The organism is Kitasatospora sp. NPDC088160 (assembly GCF_044741445.1).
Classification (GTDB): domain Bacteria; phylum Actinomycetota; class Actinomycetes; order Streptomycetales; family Streptomycetaceae; genus Kitasatospora.
In genome coordinates this window covers 333756-350345 of sequence record NZ_JBIUSS010000007.1, presented here as the reverse complement: position 1 = coordinate 350345, position 16590 = coordinate 333756, and the positions used below count along the sequence as shown (strand labels likewise).

10 protein-coding genes are annotated in these 16590 nt (G+C 73.1%); 3 read left to right on the top strand and 7 right to left on the bottom strand.

Annotated features, from left to right (window positions below):
- Positions 1 to 358: 358 nt before the first annotated feature.
- Complete coding sequence (locus ACIOGZ_RS13680) at positions 359 to 2539, bottom strand: DEAD/DEAH box helicase (protein WP_400986005.1); 2181 nt, start codon at positions 2537 to 2539, stop codon at positions 359 to 361.
- A gap of 199 nt (positions 2540 to 2738) precedes the next feature.
- Positions 2739 to 4418, bottom strand: a complete 1680-nt coding sequence (locus ACIOGZ_RS13675) for a DUF885 domain-containing protein (protein WP_400986003.1) — start codon at positions 4416 to 4418, stop codon at positions 2739 to 2741.
- Positions 4419 to 4859: 441 nt separating this feature from the next.
- On the opposite strand from ACIOGZ_RS13675, the gene ACIOGZ_RS13670 reads away from it, so the two are divergent.
- Positions 4860 to 5987 (top strand): NADH:flavin oxidoreductase, encoded by a 1128-nt coding sequence (locus ACIOGZ_RS13670; RefSeq protein ID WP_400986001.1) that lies wholly within the window; start codon positions 4860 to 4862, stop codon positions 5985 to 5987.
- 397 nt (positions 5988 to 6384) lie between these two features.
- On the top strand, positions 6385 to 7410 hold the full coding sequence (locus ACIOGZ_RS13665) for an alcohol dehydrogenase catalytic domain-containing protein (protein WP_363588518.1): 1026 nt from the start codon (positions 6385 to 6387) through the stop codon (positions 7408 to 7410).
- A gap of 81 nt (positions 7411 to 7491) precedes the next feature.
- On the opposite strand, the gene ACIOGZ_RS13660 is transcribed toward ACIOGZ_RS13665, so the two are convergent.
- A complete protein-coding gene (locus ACIOGZ_RS13660) occupies positions 7492 to 10149 on the bottom strand; it encodes a SpoIIE family protein phosphatase (protein WP_400985998.1) in 2658 nt (885 codons plus the stop codon).
- 504 nt (positions 10150 to 10653) lie between these two features.
- Positions 10654 to 11997 carry a GH1 family beta-glucosidase gene (locus ACIOGZ_RS13655; protein ID WP_400985996.1) on the bottom strand — a complete coding sequence of 448 codons (1344 nt, stop codon included), beginning with the start codon at positions 11995 to 11997 and terminating at the stop codon, positions 10654 to 10656.
- Between the two features lie 243 nt (positions 11998 to 12240).
- Between ACIOGZ_RS13655 and ACIOGZ_RS13650 the strand changes: the two genes are divergently transcribed.
- Positions 12241 to 12465: a hypothetical protein gene (locus ACIOGZ_RS13650; RefSeq protein WP_363585767.1), complete on the top strand. Its 225-nt coding sequence runs from the start codon at positions 12241 to 12243 to the stop codon at positions 12463 to 12465.
- A gap of 150 nt (positions 12466 to 12615) precedes the next feature.
- Here ACIOGZ_RS13650 and ACIOGZ_RS13645 read toward each other — a convergent pair whose 3' ends face one another.
- Genes ACIOGZ_RS13645 through ACIOGZ_RS13635 form a run of 3 tightly spaced genes read right to left on the bottom strand, consistent with a single transcriptional unit; the run spans position 12616 to position 16546 of the window.
- The gene (locus ACIOGZ_RS13645) at positions 12616 to 14013 is read right to left on the bottom strand and encodes an FAD-binding protein (protein ID WP_363585768.1); all 1398 of its coding nucleotides are present in this window, start codon (positions 14011 to 14013) and stop codon (positions 12616 to 12618) included.
- Positions 14010 to 15425, bottom strand: coding sequence for a cytochrome P450 (locus ACIOGZ_RS13640; protein ID WP_363585769.1), 1416 nt, complete (start codon positions 15423 to 15425; stop codon positions 14010 to 14012). Before ACIOGZ_RS13640 ends, ACIOGZ_RS13645 begins: the two co-directional genes overlap by 4 nt.
- Positions 15422 to 16546 carry a terpene synthase family protein gene (locus ACIOGZ_RS13635; RefSeq protein ID WP_400985994.1) on the bottom strand — a complete coding sequence of 375 codons (1125 nt, stop codon included), beginning with the start codon at positions 16544 to 16546 and terminating at the stop codon, positions 15422 to 15424. The genes ACIOGZ_RS13640 and ACIOGZ_RS13635 overlap by 4 nt, the downstream gene beginning before the upstream one ends.
- Positions 16547 to 16590 lie beyond the last annotated feature (44 nt).

Here is a 16590-nt window from a genome sequence, read left to right as displayed (position 1 = left end):
TTTTCCGCTCCGTTTCCGGCGCTTCGTTCATCCAACTCGCTGGTGTCTTCTGCGGCTTGACGCCCCGTCCGACGTTTCAAACTCTAGCCGATCCCTACTCCGAAAAGCGAATCGGCCGCAATCCAATAAAACGAACACGCCGAATAGGAACCAAGCCGCGACAAGACGCGACCCAGCCCGAACCAGGACATGGCATTTCAAGAGGATTGGCCGCCCCGGGACCGTCCGCGCCGACGCGTGTCCGGTGCTCCCTGCCGAGCGACTGGGAGACAGTACCCCCAATTCAGTGCCCGAAACAAACGCCCAGCCCCCGCCGCAACGTCGAGCGACGGACGTGCGACCGTCCCCGGTCACGGCGTCAGGTCGCAGCACCGTCGGCAGCCGTCCGGGCGAGGCACAGTTGTTCCTCCTCCACGATCAGCGCAGCCAGCGACTGCTCCGAGACGTCGACCGCTTCAGGAGTCGATTCGGCCACGTCACTGCGGCGCGCGTAGTCGTCGAACAGTCGGCTCTTCGCGCGGAGAATCTCCACCATCCGCTGGTCGACGCTGTCCGCGGCCAGCAGGCGGTGCACCTGTACACGCCGGACCTGGCCCATTCGATGGGCTCTGGCTATCGCCTGGCTCTCCAGGGTGGGCTTCACCTGGGGTTCACAGAGAATGACGACCGACGCCGCCTGGATGTTCAGTCCCACACCGCCGGCCTGGATCTGGCTCAGCAGCACCGCATGGCCCTGCACGGCGGCGAACTCGTCCACCACGTCCTGTCGTCGGACAGCGTCCAGGCCTCCGTCGAGCAGGCCGAAAGCACGCTGCCCCAGAGCGTCCTGGACGACCCGCAGGACATCCCGGAAGAACGAGAAGACAACGACCTTCAACCCGTTCTCCGCAGCCTCGTCGACGACCTCCATCAGCCGCAGCAGCTTCGCCGACCCTGCCGGGTCCGCGTACGCGGCACGGCGCATGGCCATGAAGTTCCCCTCGGCGACCGCCGAGCGGTAGGCGACGAGATCGGACGCGGACAGTTCCTCCCATTCGTCGACATGAACGACGTCGGGGAGTTCCGTCAGGACGTCCCGCTGGTTGCGGCGCAGGTAGGCCGGTGCAACGGCCTTGCGAAACGACGTCGGGCCTGCGGCGGCCGAACTGCTGTGGATTCCGGGCAGAAGATCAGGCTGCAGATAGCGGACCAGGTTCCGGAACTCCTCCACCCGGTTCTCCATCGGGGTGCCGGTGAGGAACAGGACGCGGTCGACGCGGTCGGTCCACTCGGCCACCGCCTGCGAGCGCTTCGTGCTGTGGTTCTTGACGTAGTGGGCCTCGTCCACCACGACCATGCCGACCGTGACGTCCTCCGGGACCTCCAGGCGACGCAGTCCGTCGAAGGTCACGACGGCGACACCTCCGCTGCCGAGCCATTCGGTGCGCGCCGCTTCCCGCTCCTGGCCGTGGAATCGGAACGCCCTCAGCGTGCTGCGCGACTCGATCTCCCTGATCCAGTTGATGAGGACGCTGGCCGGGCAGACGACGAGGAAGTGTGCGCTCCCGTGCGCCCGGAGATGCGCGAGCGCGGCGATCGCCTGGATCGTCTTCCCGAGGCCCATCTCATCGCCGATGATCACCCGCTTCTGCGCGAGGGCGAAGCGGGCACCGAACGCCTGGTAGCCACGGAGCGAGACCGTGCACCGGGTGTCGTCCAGCGGCTCGGCCCGGACCCGGTCCGACAGGCTCTCCGGGAGGAAGCCTTCGGAGGCGGTGAGCCCGTCGGAGCCGGATCCCGCGAACTCGCCCAGAATGCTGTAGAAGTCGGCCGAGCGGACCTCGAACTCCGCCCAGGCCTCGACGTCCGTGGCCAGTGGGCGGAGGAGGTCCACCGAGGCCTGGGCGAAGAGCATGGACGCTCCTCGGTCCTCCGTCTCCGCGAGCAGGGCGTCCAACCGATCGACCGCAGCGAACGCCTCCTGTCGGCGCTGCCGCCCGGCGAACAGGCCTCTCACAACGCCCCGGGCCGGCTGGGCGGCGGCGATCAGGGCGGCGGCCTCGCCGGCGACACGCTCCGCCAGTTCCCTGGCCCGTCTCGCCTCGGGCCCGGCGGCGACCAGCCGTTGGAGTGCGACGACCAACGCGGTGCCGGCCGCGTCCTGGTGGTCGACGTCCAGCCGGATCGCCACGGCCTGCTCGGCGGCCCGGGCGATCTGCCCGGCGGCGGCGATGGCCTGGAGAGCGCTCTGGGCTCCGATTCCGGGCAGCAGTTGGAGCGTGTAGGGCGTGGCGTCCACCACCTGCCGCACGGTCCTGATCCCGGCGGCCTCCAACGCTCCGACGCGCAGACGCCCCTCGGTGACGTCCTTCAGCCGGGCCACGGGAATGCCGTCCAGTTCGTCGCGGACCAACTGGCCCCGCAGACCGGCCGCGGCCCGGCGCACGTGCTCGACAGCACCCTGGTGATCGTCGACGACCGCGCGGGCGACCGCATGGAGCCGCTCCCCGTCCGCGAGCACGATCTTGGGCTTCCGGACGGCCCGCTGCCTCTCTCCCACCTACGGCTCCTGTCCCGACTCGACCATGCGGCACCCTCTCCGGGCGTCCACATGATTCCATCCAGGCACCGCCGACCGCCCCGGATTCCGAACCACACCCCGGCCACCGACTGCCCCGGCGGAGTCTCCGGGCCGGGTGCGTCCGTGCGTCCGTGCGTCCATCTCGATCGACGGCGGGCACACGGCCGTCAGCCGGCGGTCACAGCGCTGCCAGGCCTGCCTCCAGGTCGTCCAGGCCCAGGGAGCCCTGCCGCAGGGCCTTCATGTGCCAGCGCTTGAGGTCGAAGTCGGCGCCCAGCCGGCGGCGGGCCGCCTCGCGGCCGGCCAGCCAGGCGCGCTCGCCGAGCTTGTAGCCGATGGCCTGGCCGGGCCGGCCGAGGTAGCGGACGATCTCACTGTGCAGGTGGGCGGGCGCCAGACCGACGTAGTCGGCCATGAAGGCGGTGGCCAGCTCCGGGGTCCAGCGCTCGCCCGGGTGGAACGGGGAGCCCGCCGAAACGACGCTCTCCAGGTGCATGCCGAGGTCGACGATGACGCGGGCGACGCGCATCATCTGCTTGCCGAGGTAGCCGAGGCGGCGTCCGGGATCGGTGAGGAAGCCGAGCTCGTCCATCAGCCGCTCCGCGTACAGGGCCCAGCCCTCCACGTTGGCGCTGATCTTGCCGAGGGTGACCTGGTAGCGGGACAGCTGCTCCGCCGCCGCGGTCCAGGAGGCGAGCTGCAGGTGGTGCCCGGGGACGCTCTCGTGGTACCAGGTGCTGACCAGTCGCCAGGTGCGGAACCGCTCCTGCGCGTCGCCGTTGGCCAGCGGGAGGAAGGTCCGGCCCGGGCGGGCGAAGTCGAGGCTCGGCCCGCTGTAGTACGGCGCGGCGGCGCTGCCGGCCGGGGCGATCCTGGTCTCGACCCGGCGCAGCGGGCCGGTGATGTCGAAGTGGCGCCCGTCGAGTGCCTCGATCGCGTCGTCCGTGAGCTGCTGCAGCCAGCCGCGCATCCGCTCGGCGCCGCGCACGGTGTGTCCGTGCTGGTCCAGGTGGGCCCGGGCTTCCTGGACGGTGGCGCCGGGCAGCACCCGTTCGGCCTCCGTGCGCAGCTCGGCCCAGACCCGGTGGAACTCCTCCCAGGCCCAGTCGTAGGTCTCGTCCAGGTCCAGGTCGGCGCCGGTGTACCGGCGGGCCCCGAGCAGGTAGCGCTCGCGGCCGACGGCGTCGGGCGTGCCTTCCGCAGCGGACCGGTAGCTGTCGCGGAGCCAGTCCCGGAACGCGGCCACGGCGGCGGTCGCCTCGTTCGCGGCGGTGTCCAGTTCGGGGCGGAGCCGCTGCGGCGCGGGGGTGACGAACTCGGCGAACCAGCCGGGGCCCCCGGCCGTCTCGCCGGTCCACGCGGTGAGCTGCGCGCACAGCACGTCGGCCTGGCGGGGCGCGGCGAGCAGCTTGCGGGCGACGCCCTCCGCCAGCGTGGCCCGGTAGCCGTCCAGCGCGGCGGGCAGGTTGCGCAGCCTGCCCAGGACCGGGGCCCAGTCGTCGTCGGTGGCGGTGGGCATCATCGTGAAGATGCCCCGGAGCTGGTGCACCGGCGTGTGCAGGTTCCGCACGGCGCGGAAGTTCTCGCCGGCCTCGTGCACCCGCACCTCGGCGTCGAGCCGCTCGCGCAGCAGCCGCGCGCACACGAGCTCCGCCGGATCCCCGTCGGGCCCGGCCTCGGGGACGGCGTCCAGGCGCGCCAGCGCCTCCCGCGCGAGCCGGACTGTCTCCTCGACGCCGTCCGGCGACAGGTCGGGCATCCGGTCGTCGCCCGGGGCCAGGCCCAGGGACGTGGAGGTGACGGGATCGTGTGCGGCGACCCGGGCCACGTAGTCGTCGGCGATCTGTCGTGGAGTCATCGTCAGCTCCTTCGGTCGGCGATCGGTCGCGGTACCAGGCGTAGGAGGCCTTCGGGGTGCGCCACTGCGCCGCGAAGTCGCTGCGCCGCAAAATCGCTGCGCCGCGAAGCCGACGTGGACGAGTCCGGAGCGCCGGCGGAAGCCCTCAGGCCGTCGAACACGTCGTGATTGTAGCCAGGCTCCGCCCGCCCGCCCCGGACGGCCGCCAAGTCCGCACCGCAGCAGACGGGTTGGGCCACGGCCGGGCACGAACGGCCCGGCACGAACGGCCGGCCCCGACGAGACGGCCGGCCCCGACGAGACGGCCGCCCCCTCCGGCGCGCAGTGGCGCTGATCACAGCGGGTTTCGCGCCGTCGGCGAAATGCAGGGGCCGCCCGGGTTGTTTGCACAGGCAACCAATTCCGCCCCGGCGCACTCCACCGGCACCCACGAGGGATCCCATGACCGTCACCGAGCCCGCAGCCTCCCGCGCGGCCGAAATCCTGTCCCGGCCCGTCACGCTCAACGGGCTGACCGTTCCCAACCGCATCGCGATGGCGCCGATGACCCGCAGGTTCTCCCCTGGCGGCGTGCCCGGCGAGGACGTGCGCTCGTACTACGCCCGCCGCGCCGCCTCGGGCGTCGGCCTGATCATCACCGAGGGGACGTACGTCGGCCACGAGTCCGCCGGCCAGAGTGACGACATCCCGCGCTTCCACGGCGAGGAGCAGCTGGCCGGGTGGGCTCGCGTCGCCGAGGACGTCCACGCGGCGGGCGGCACCATCGTGCCGCAGCTCTGGCACATCGGCATGATGCGCCGGCAGGGCGACCCGCCGTTCGCCGACGCTCCCGCCGTCGGCCCGTCCGGGATCCGGCTGGACGGCACCGAGGGAACCGGCCGGGCGATGACCCGGGCCGATCTGGACGCCGTCATCGGCGCGTTCGCCGAGGCCGCCGCGGCCGCCGAGCGGATCGGCTTCGACGGCGTCGAGCTGCACGGCGCCCACGGCTACCTGCTCGACCAGTTCCTGTGGGCGGGCACCAACCGCCGCACCGACGCCTACGGCGGCGACCCGGTGGCCCGGACGAAGTTCACGGCCGAGCTCGTCGCCGCGGTGCGAGCGGCCGTCTCCCCGGAATTCCCGGTGATCTTCCGCTACTCGCAGTGGAAGTCCGAGAACTACGAGGCCCGCCTCGCCGAGACCCCCCAGGAGCTGGAGGCGGTCCTCACCCCGCTCGCCGAGGCCGGCGTCGACGCCTTCCACGCCTCGACCCGCCGCTACTGGGTCCCCGAGTTCGACGGCTCGGACCTCAACCTGGCCGGCTGGACCAAGAAGCTCACCGGCCGCCCCGCCATCACCGTCGGCTCGGTCGGCCTGGACGGCGACTTCGTCGGTGCCTTCAGGGGCGAGGGCTCCCCGGTCCAGGCCATCGACAACCTGCTCGACCGGCTGGAGCGCGACGAGTTCGACCTGGTCGCCGTCGGCCGTGCCCTCCTCCAGGACCCGCAGTGGGCCGCCAAGGTCCTCTCCGGCCGCCATGCCGAGCTGCGCCCGTACGACGCCGACGCGCTCCGCACCCTCAGCTGACCACCAGCCCCCGAGGACCCGGCCGCGCGGCAGGTACAGCGGCAAGTACAGCGGGGCCGGGTCCCTTCGGAGTCCCGCAGGATCGCGCCGGCCGTAAGAGATGTCAACAAGCTTGCGCGAGCCGTGTTTTCGGACGAAGTCGACACGGACGAGGCCGTGGCGCCGGTGGTGGCCCTCGGTCCGCCGAACAGGCCGTCATCAAAGCCGACACCGCCAACTCACCCCGCCGACCCGGCCGAATGCCTCCTCGGCCTGCTGCTCCCACTGCCCTGCGAAGGGTCCCGTGCGGCCTTATGGTGAAGAAAAGACCTCCCGGACGGACCCCTGAGCAGCCTGCCGACGCACGGCGGCGACTTCCCGGAGGAGCGCTGATCATCTTCCCGGAGGAGCGCTGACAATGAGTACCTATCGAGTGGCACAGGCGACCGCCCCGGGCGGTGCGCTCCGACCGGCCGAGCGAGAGGTGCCGCAGCCGGGACCCGGCCACGTGAGGATCGCCGTGGAGGCGTGCGGCGTCTGCCACTCCGACACACTCTTCGTGAACGCCGCGCTACCAGGCGTGTCGTTCCCCGAGGTACCCGGACACGAGATCGCCGGGCACATCGAGGAGTTCGGCGAAGGCACTCGGGACCGTGGATGGCAGATCGGTGACCGGGTGGCGGTCGGCTGGTTCGGCGGCAGCTGTGGCCACTGCAAGCCGTGCCGCCAGGGCGACTTCATCGTGTGCCGGAACTTGAAGGTCCCGGGATGGGCGTACGACGGAGGCTTCGCCGAGAAGGTGGTCGCGCCCGCCGACGCGCTGGCCCGGATCCCCGACGAACTGGCGGCGGGCGATGCCGGGCCGATGGCCTGCGCGGGCGTGACCACGTACAACGGGCTGCGGCGCAGCAGCGCCCGGCCCGGCGACCTGGTCGCGGTGCTCGGGCTCGGCGGCCTCGGGCACCTCGGGGTCCAGTACGCGGTCGCGATGGGCTTCGAGACCGTGGCGATCGCCCGGGGCGCCGAGAAGGCCGGCTTCGCCGAGCAACTGGGCGCCCACCACTACGTCGACAGCACCGCCGGCACCCCGGTCGCCGAGGCGCTGCAGTCCTTCGGCGGCGCCAGGGCCGTGCTGGCCACCGCCGGCAACTCCGAGGCCATCGCGTCCACCCTGGACGGGCTGGCCCCCCGCGGGGAACTGGTGGTGATCGGGGCGGACACCGCTCCGATGGCGATCAGTCCGGCCGGACTGCTCATGGGTGCCAACGTCGTCCGGGGCCACCCGTCCGGCACGGCGCAGGACGTGGAGGACACGATGGCGTTCAGCGCCCTGCACGGCATCCGCCCGATGACCGAGACCGTGCCGCTGGACCACGCCGAGGAGGCGTACCAGAAGATGCTCGCCGGGAAGGCCCGCTTCCGGATGGTGCTCACCACCGGCTGATCCGGCTCGACCACACGGGCTTCCCCCGGCTACTCGACCACCACAGGCCTCCCCCGGCTACTCGGGCTACTCGATCACGGGCTACTCGATCACGGGCCAGGCCATCGAGGCGCTCGGCTGCAGCGACTGCTCGGCCCAGATGATCTTGCCCCAGGGGGTGTAGCGCACGCCCCAGCGCTCGGCGAGCCGGGCGACGAGGAACAGGCCGCGACCGCCCTCGTCCTCGGCGGCCGCGTAGCGCAGGTGCGGGGCGGTGCTGCTGGTGTCGGCGACCTCGCAGATCAGCGTGCGGTCGTACAGCAGCCGCACCCTGATCGGTTCGGTCCCGTGGCGGATGGCATTGGTCACCAGCTCGCTGAGCACCAGCTCGGTGACGAACACGGCCTCCTCAAGGCCCCACTCGGTGAGCTGCCGGGTCGCCTCGGCCCGCGCCCTGCCCACGGCCTCGGGGGTCGCGGCCACGTCCCACTCGCTGGTCCGATCGGGCGCCAGCACCCGGGTACGGGCGACGAGCAGGGCGATGTCGTCGGTCTGGCGGACGGGCAGCAGGGCGTCGAGCACGGCGTCGCAGACCTCCTGGGGCGATCGGTCGGCGCGGGCCAGGGTGGCGGTGAGGACGTCCAGGCCGACACCGATGTCGCGGGTGCGGTCCTCGATGAGGCCGTCGGTGTAGAGGACCAGGTTGCTGCCCTGCGGCACCCGCACCTCCGTGGCTTCGAAGGGCATCCCGCCCAGGCCGAGCGGCGGACCGGCGGGAAGGGTGAGGACCTCCACCGTGCCGTCCGGGTGGACGAGGGCGGGCGGCGGGTGGCCCGCCCGGGCCAGGGCGCAGATGCCGGTGGTGGGGTCGTAGATGGCGTAGAGGCAGGTGGCGCCGGTGATCGCGAGCTCGCCCTCGGCTGCCGCCGTCTCCTGGTCGATGTGGGCGACCAGTTCGTCCAGGTGTCCGAGGAGCTCGTCCGGCGGCAGGTCGAGGGTGGAGAAGTTCTGGACCGCGGTGCGCAGGCGGCCCATGGTCGCGGCCGCGTGCAGGCCGTGGCCGACCACGTCCCCGACGACGAGCGCGACCCGGGTGCCCGACAACGGGATGACGTCGAACCAGTCGCCGCCGACCCCCGCCTGGGCGGGGAGGTAGCGGTAGGCGATGTCGAGGGCGCTCTGCTCGGGCAACGCGCGCGGCAACAGGCTGTGCTGGAGGGTGACGGCCATCGTGTGCTCGCGCGTGTAGCGGCGGGCGTTGTCGATGGACACGGCGGCCCGGGCGGCCAGCTCCTCGGCCAGGGACAGGTCCTCGTCCTCGAAGGGACCTCGGTCACGGCTGCGCCAGAAGCAGGCGATGCCCATCAGCACGCCCCGTGCCGACAGCGGAACGGCGATCAGCGATGCCAGGCCGAACTCCAGCACCGCCTGCGTGCGCTCGGTGTCCTGCATGCGCCAGCCGGCGTCGGTCGCCAGCTCGGCGACCAGCGTGGGGCGCCCCCTGACGAAACCCGCCGCCTGCGGGGTGCCCCGATCCCACCTGACCAGCTCCCCTTGGGGGTACAGCGGCGAATCGTCCCGGACGCCCGCGAGCGCCACCCGCCGCAGCTCCACCGGGGCATCGACCACCAGGGCCCGTGGTTCCTCGCCGTCCAGGACCGCCTCGGCGAGGTCGACGGTGGCGTAGTCGCAGAATTCGTGGGCGGCCGTCCGGACGAGCTCCTCCGCGGTGCGCCGGACGTCCAGGGTCGTGCCGATGGCCAGGCTCGCTTCGTACAGCAGCCTGAGCCGGCTGCGGGCGACCTCGGCCTTCCCCGCGAGGGCGCGCAGTTCGGTGGAGTCGCGCAGGGTGGTGACGCTGCCCGCCGGGCCTCCCCCGCTGTCGGTGGGGCGGCTGTTGACGGCCAGCAGGCGGTCTCCGACGGGGAGCACCTCGTCGGTGACCGCGCGGTCGGAGATCAGCAGTTCGGCCGTGCGGGGGGCGAGGCCGAGGTCGGCGACGGGAAGCCCCTCCACGTCGGCGGGCAGGTCGAGCAGGCGGCGCGCCTCGTCGTTGGCGAGCAGGACCCGGCCGTCGCCGCCGACGATGGCCACGCCCTCGCGCACCGCGTGCAGCACCGCGTCGTGGTGCTCGTACATCCGGGTCATCTCTTCCGGCCCCAGGCCGCGGGTCTGCCGCAGCAGACGCCTGCCCACCAGCGCCGTACCGGCCGTGGCCAGGCCGAGCGCCAAGGCGCCGACGCCCAGGACGACCGGCAGCTGGCGGTTGAACGCGCTGCTCACGTTGGAGACCTTCATCCCGGACGACACGATGCCCACGACCGCCCCGTGGGAGTCCTCCACCGGGACGACCACCTGGTACTCGGAGCCGAGTGGGCCGTGCACGTCCTCGACGGTGACCTGGCCGTGCAGCGACGGCCCGATGGTGCCGATGAACATCTTGCCGATCAGCTCCGGATCGGGGTGGGTGTACCGGATGCCGTTGCGGTCGGTCACCACGATGAAGTCGACCCCGGCAGCCGTGCGGGCCTCTTCGGTCAGCGGCTGGAGCACCGCGCTGGGGTCGGGGCCCTGCATCGTCGCCACCAGGCCGGGACCGTGGGCGAACGCCTGGGCCGCGGCGAGCGTGCGACCGCGCGCCGCGTCGAACCGGTCGCTGCGGGACTGGACCAGCAGCACGACGACGGCCGTCACCACGAGCAACAGCACGATGAGCACCTGTAGGACGAACATCTGACCGGCGACACTCCGGATGCTCATCACCGACCACAGGCGATGCGCCGACTGCTCCCGCGGGGCTGAGCGTGGGTGTCGCCGCTCACGACGGCTACCCGATCGGCGCAGGGGCAGCCAGGAGGAGCGGCCCGTGTCTCTGGCCATACACCCATGATCCACCGCGCCCCGGGCACGAGCGGGCCACACTACGCTGATGGGGGCGAAGCGCAGGTGGCAGCATGTCCCGCCGCAACACCGAACGGCTCACCCGCCCCGCGACCAACCGGGCACACGCCGTCGAAGGGACCGGACCCGGAGCCGGCCGGTGGGCAGGAGCGGCTCCGATCAGCTCGAACCGACGCCGAAGGTCCGCGGTTCGCAGGAGTCGCCGCGGCAGTGCGGGGAGGCACACCCGGTCGGTGCCGAGTGAGCCGCCAACCTGTCCGGGCCGACTGGACCCAGGTTCAGGAGTCGGCGGACAGCGACCACGGCCGGAAGGCGGGGTCGATCGCTGCGCCGGCTCGCCGACGGCTCCGGCCGCAACGGCTGCTACGACCTCGATCGGTGGGTCCGGTGGGCGGCGATCAGGTCGCGGTACCAGGTGTAGGAGGCCTTCGGGGTGCGCTGTTGGGTCGCGAAGTCGACGTGGATGAGGCCGAAGCGCTGGTGGTAGCCCTCGGCCCACTCGTAGTTGTCGAGGAGGGACCAGGTGTAGTAGCCGCGGATGTCGACGCCTTCGGCGATGGCGGCGGCGAGGGCGTCGAGGTGGGCGGACATGAAGTCGATGCGGGGTTGGTCGGGGGTGGTGGACTCGGTGACGGAGCAGCCGTTCTCGGTGATGGTGATGGGTGGGAGGGATTTGCCGTAGGTGTCGCGGAGGTTGAGGAGGAGTTGGCGGAGGGCGTCGGGGACGACGGGCCAGCCGAAGGCGGTGTGGGGGACGTCGGGGATGTCGACGAAGTCGAAGGGGAGGCCCGGCTCGGTGGGGGCGGCGATGCGGGTGGGGTTGTAGAAGTTGAGGCCGAGGCCGTCGAGGCCGGGGGCGGCGATGAGGTCGGTGTCGCCGGGGTGGATGGCGCCGTACAGGTCGTCGGGGACGCCGAGGGCGGAGAGGTCGGGGTAGCGGCCGAGGAGGACGGGGTCGGTGAACAGGCGGTTGTGGAGGGCGTCGTAGGCCTGGGCGGCGGCGAGGTCGGCGTCGGAGGGGGTGGCCGGCTCGACCGGGGTGAGGTTGTTGGAGAGCATCACCTCCAGGCCGCGGTCGTGGAGGATCGAGGCGGCCAGACCGTGGGCGAGGAGCTGGTGGTGGGCGGCCGGGAGGGCCTCCAGCATCAGGGTGCGGCCGGGGGCGTGGGTGCCGAGGGCGTAGCCGAAGACGGTGTGGACGAAGGGCTCGTTGAGGGTGATCCAGGCGGGGACGCGGTCGCCGAGGCGGTCGGTCACGATCGCGGCGTAGTCGGCGAAGTGGTGGGCGGTGTCGCGGTTCAACCAGCCGCCGCCGTCTTCCAGGGCCTGCGGGAGGTCCCAGTGGAAGAGGGTGGGGAGCGGGGTGATGCCGGCGTCGAGGAGGGCGTCCACCAGGCGGTCGTAGAAGGCGAGTCCGGCGGGGTTCACGGGACCGCTGCCTGTGGGGAGCACGCGGGGCCAGGCGATGGAGAAGCGGTAGCCGTCGAGTCCGAGGTTCTTCATCAGCGCGATGTCCTCGGGGTACCGGTGGTAGTGGTCGCAGGCCACCGCGCCCGTGTGGCCGTCGCGGACGGCGCCGGGGCGGGCCGCGAAGACGTCCCAGACGGAGGGCCCGCGGCCGTCCTCGGTCACCGCCCCCTCGATCTGGTAGGCGGCGGTGGCGGCGCCCCAGCGGAACCCCGTCGGCAGGTCGTAGCGGTCCGGCATGACTGCCTCCTGACGTGAACGTGAGGGGAACTCATGTTACTGACGCGACACCGAAACGCCAGGGGCAACCGGCCACCACGACAAGGGAAACCCGGCCGGAGGAGCGCGGCGCGCGCCCCGGCGGGAGTGGTCGGACGGGCCCCGACCGCCCGCGCGCCATCCCACCGGGCCCCGTCCGGTGGCCGACCGCCGGGGAGGGAGGTTGCATGGGGTGACCGGGCCCCAGCGATTCGGGAGGCTGCCGTGTACGAGATGTGGGCCGAGCACGACCCGGCGGTGTCACCGCCGGCCGTGGTGTGGCACGTGGTGACGAAGAACGACTCGTCGACGTCCCTGTGCGGACGTTTCCTCGAACCCGCCCAGCGCGTCGCGCCGGCCGCGGGCGGCGGGGAGTCGGCGGGCCCGGACCGCTACTGCGATCCATGCCTGATCACCGTTCGCGAGGCCATGGCCGCGGCGGCTCGGTGACCGACGCCGTCAGGTCGCCCCGGGTCCGTCCGACCGATCTTGGCGGGACAGGACCTGGGCGTCCGAGGGCGGCGACGGCAACGGCGACGGCGAGGGCGTGAACAGGAGCACCTGAGCGGGAGGTTGGGCGGTTCCGACCGTCCGGGCCGGTCAGTACGGCCCGGCCAGTGCGGCCACCCCCGGGAAGCGGGCGATCGCCTGGCCGGCGGTCGGCGGGTGGGCACGCCGGGGTCGCAGTGCGCCGAGGGCCACCGCGGGCCTGGCCAGCCGGGCGGGTCTGGCGGCGAGGGAGAACACCTCGAAGTAGGCGGCCGAGACGGCGGGGTCGGTGAGGGCCGCGCCCAGCACCCGGCGGGTGTACCAGCGGGTGAACACGGCGGCGGGCCCGGCGGCGGTGGCGGGGTGGCTCGACAGCGCGTCCGGGAAGCCCTCGTCCTGGTCCTTGGCCATGTCCCAGGGCGTGTCGACGACCCTGGCGATCCGCCGCTGGATCAGTGCGCTCACCCCTGGGTGCAGGCCTTCGCTGTCGACGGCGGCGCGGATGGCGGCGGCGCACTGGGCGGCGACCGTCATGCCGTGCCCGTACACCGGGTTCAGCGCCGCCACCGCGTCGCCGGTGGCGGCGAACCCGGCCAGCGGGCCGCCCTCGTAGCATTCGTAGCGGCGCCGGCGGTTCAGTGTCCCGTGGCAGGTGCGGATCGGGCCGAGCGGGCGGGCGGCACGGGCGAGGTCGTGGACGACCGGGTGGTCCAGCGCCTTCAGGAAGTCGTGGAACTCGCGCTCGCCCCTGGCGGGTTCGCCGCCCCGGGTGCCGGAGAGCGTGACGATCCAGCGCCCGTCCTCGATCGGGATGATGGTGGCGCCCCGACCGGGCCGGCCACGCCCCGGGACGGGCACGATGCTCACCACCGGGAAGCCCTCGTTTCCGCCCGGCGTCTCGAACACCCGGGCGGCGTAGGCGAGTCCGGCGTCCACCGTCTCCTCGCACAGGCCCTTGACCCCCAGCGCGCGCAGCCACTCCGGGGCGCGGGAGCGGCGGCCGGTCGCGTCCACGACCAGGTCGGCCCGCAGGGTCTCCCGCGAGCCGTCCGGGTTCTCGATGTGGACCCCGACGATCCGGCCCGGGCCGCCCACCAGGCCGAGGACGGAGGTGCGTTCGCGGACCGTCACGTTCGCCTGCTCGCGCAGCCGCCGCCGCACGACGTGGTCGAGCAGGTGGCGGCTGCACGCGATCAGGTAGGCCGGCGAGTCGAAGCCCTGGAGCCAGCCCGGCCCGAGGCGCATCAGCAGGCCGGCGGGGATCGAGCGGTAGTGGGCGCCGGCGGCAAGCAGGGCGTCGAGCGTTCCGGGCAGGACCTCCTCGACGGCGTCCGCGCCGCCGCCGAGCAGGATGTGGCTGAACTCGCCCTGCGGCAGGCCCCGGCGCGGGCCGGGCAGGACGGGCAGGACGTCCTGTTCGAGAACGGTGACGGTCCGGGCGTGCGGCGCCAGGGCGGCGGCGGCCAGCGTGCCGGCCAGGCCGCCGCCGAGGACGAGGGCCGTGCTCACCCGGCGGCTCCGGTGGAGGCGAGGCCGTCCCGGCGGGTCGCGCGCATCCACACCGGGCCGGGGCGCAGCGTGGCGAGCGGCAGCTCGCGGACGGTCCGGCCGGGGACGTGCTCCAGCCGCCAGGCCCGCATGATCGTGGCGAGCAGCAGGACGGACTCGGTCATGCCGAACTGCTCGCCGACGCAGCGGCGCGGTCCCGCGCCGAAGCCGATGAACGGGCCGCGCTGCGGGTGGACGCCCACCCACCGCTCGGGGTCGAAGCGGTCGGGGTCGGGGAACAGGGCGGACTGGCGGTGCAGGAGGTAGGGGCTGTAGACGACCGTCGTGCCCTCGCGCAGGCGGTGCGCGCCGAGTTCGGTGTCGGTGGCCGTGACGCGGGTGAGCAGCCAGCCCGGGGAGTACAGCCGGACGGCCTCGCGGACGACCCGGGTGGTGAGCTCCAGCCCGTCCACGCTCGCCGACGTGCCGGCCGCCGGGGTGGCGTCGGTCTCGGCCGCGTCCACACCGAGCGCGTCCGCCTCCGGCGCGTTCACCCCGAGCACGGTCACCCCGGTCGCGTCCACGTGGGCCGCGTCCACCTCGGCCCGGACCCGATCGGCGATGTCCGGGTGCTGGGCGAGCAGGTGCAGGGCCCACACGGTGGAGTTGGCGATGGTGTCGAAGCCGGCGGCGAAGATCGTCATCACCTGGTCGGTGACCTCCGCGTTGGAGAGCGCCTGCCCGCCCGCGTCGGCGGCCACCAGCGTCGACACCAGGTCGCCCCGGTCCTCCGGATCCGCGCGGTAGGCGGTGACGACCTCGTCGACCAGGCGCACCAGCCGGCTGCGGGCGGCGTCGTAGCGGCGGTTGGCCGGCAGCGGGATCCGGTTGAGCCGGTGGGGCAGCAGCATGCGCCGGTAGGAGCCGCCGATCAGCAGCACGAAGTCGTCGACGGTCTCCTGGAGGCCGGTGAACGGCAGCCGGGTGAACAGGGTCGAGACCAGGCTGCGCCCGGCGGCCAGGCTCAACTCGGCGGTGATGTCGACCTCCTGCCCGTCGCTCCAGGACCCGGCCAGCCGCCGGGCCTCCCGGGCCATCACCTCCGTGTACCGCGCGATCCGGTCGGCGCGGAAGGCGGGCTGGACGTAGCGGCGCTGGCGGCGGTGGTCGGCGTGGGGGCAGGTCACCAGGCCGTTGCCGGCGAAGTCGCGGACCCGTTCGAACAGGAACCCGCCCTTGTCGAAGACCCGGTCCTCGCGCAGGACGTGCCGGGTCAGCTCCAGGTCGCAGACCACCACCGCGGAGACCGGCCCCAGTCTGATCTGGACGAGGCCGCCGTACCGGGGCAGGGAACGCAGGAACGCCAGCGGGTCGCGCAGGAACGGCACCAGGTGCCCGAGCAGCGGCAGGCCGCCGGGCGGACGGGGGATCATCGCGGTGACTCCGTATGGTAGCGGGCGGCCGTCGCCGTCCAGTGGATGAGCGCGCGGGTGAAGCGGACCAGTCCGAGGGCGAAGGCCCGCACCTCGCCGGGCGACGAAGGGTCGCGGGCGATGCCGTCCGCCAGGAACTCCAGCGTCGTCGACTCGGCCTCGCACAGCGCCCCGAGCCGGGCCGACGCCTCTTCGGGGGCCAGGCCCTCGTGGACGGTGAACGAGCGCAGCAGGTTCTTGCCGTTCCCGGCGGCGGACTCCCCCTCTGCGGAGTAGAGGTCGTTGACCCAGCAGACGACGTGGTTGAAGCGCATCAGCAGGTCCGCCACCCTCGGGTGCCGGAACACCTCGTCGGCGAGGTCCAGGCCGTGGGCGAGCTCGATCCAGCCCGCCGCGCACGACACGGCACCGTCCTGGTCCCGTCGGCGGAGGTACTCGGGGACGGTCTGCACGGCGCCGGCCGGGGCGGCGGCCCCGAGGTCCTGGAAGGGGGTGTCACGGAAGGGGGTGTCGCGGAGCGGGGTCTCGTCGAGGTAGCCGAGCGAGGTGTCCAGGTACGCGCGGAAGTACGCCGCGTAGCGCGACCGCCACTGCGGCGGCGTCAGCTCGGCCGTCTCCCGCCACAGCACCGCGAACGCCTCGACGAGTGCGTCGCCGGGCGGCTCGATGCCATCCGAACCGCCGTCCGAAGCACCACCCGAGCCGCCGCCCGGAACGCTACCCAGAACGCCGTCCGAACCGCCGCCCGAACCGCCGCCCAGGACGTCCGTGAGTGCCCGGACGGTCCGCCGGGCCGCCGTGACGGGCCCGCCGATCCACTGGTCGTCGAAGCGGTCGTCGAGGATCCAGGTGAGCACCAGCCACTTCGCCGCCGCGACCAGCCGCGGACCCCGGGGAACATCGCCCCACGCCTCCGCCACCAGGTCCAGGTGGCCCTGTGCCAGGAACCCTTGGACGTCACCGCCGAGCACGCCGCTCGCCACCAGCCACGCCCCGACGTCCCGGCGGAGGGCGTCGGCCTCGCCGTGCGGCGCCGGTCTGGCGACTCCCGCGAGGAGGTCCGGGCCTCCGGGGTGCTCGGCGGCGAGGCCGCACATGCCGCGGTACGGCGAAATGCCCATGCCCGTGCTCCCCCTCGCTCACCACCTCCGACCGGCCGGTCGGA

Bases quoted from the DNA above. Each gene is read 5' to 3' on its own strand.
- ACIOGZ_RS13640 (WP_363585769.1), bottom strand. From the start codon at position 15,425: ATGATCCCCCGTCCGCCCGGCGGCCTGCCGCTGCTCGGGCACCTGGTG.
- ACIOGZ_RS13675 (WP_400986003.1), bottom strand. From the start codon at position 4,418: ATGACTCCACGACAGATCGCCGACGACTACGTGGCCCGGGTCGCCGCA.
- ACIOGZ_RS13665 (WP_363588518.1), top strand. From the start codon at position 6,385: ATGAGTACCTATCGAGTGGCACAGGCGACCGCCCCGGGCGGTGCGCTC.
- ACIOGZ_RS13655 (WP_400985996.1), bottom strand. From the start codon at position 11,997: ATGCCGGACCGCTACGACCTGCCGACGGGGTTCCGCTGGGGCGCCGCC.
- ACIOGZ_RS13635 (WP_400985994.1), bottom strand. From the start codon at position 16,546: ATGGGCATTTCGCCGTACCGCGGCATGTGCGGCCTCGCCGCCGAGCAC.
- ACIOGZ_RS13660 (WP_400985998.1), bottom strand. From the start codon at position 10,149: ATGAGCATCCGGAGTGTCGCCGGTCAGATGTTCGTCCTACAGGTGCTC.
- ACIOGZ_RS13670 (WP_400986001.1), top strand. From the start codon at position 4,860: ATGACCGTCACCGAGCCCGCAGCCTCCCGCGCGGCCGAAATCCTGTCC.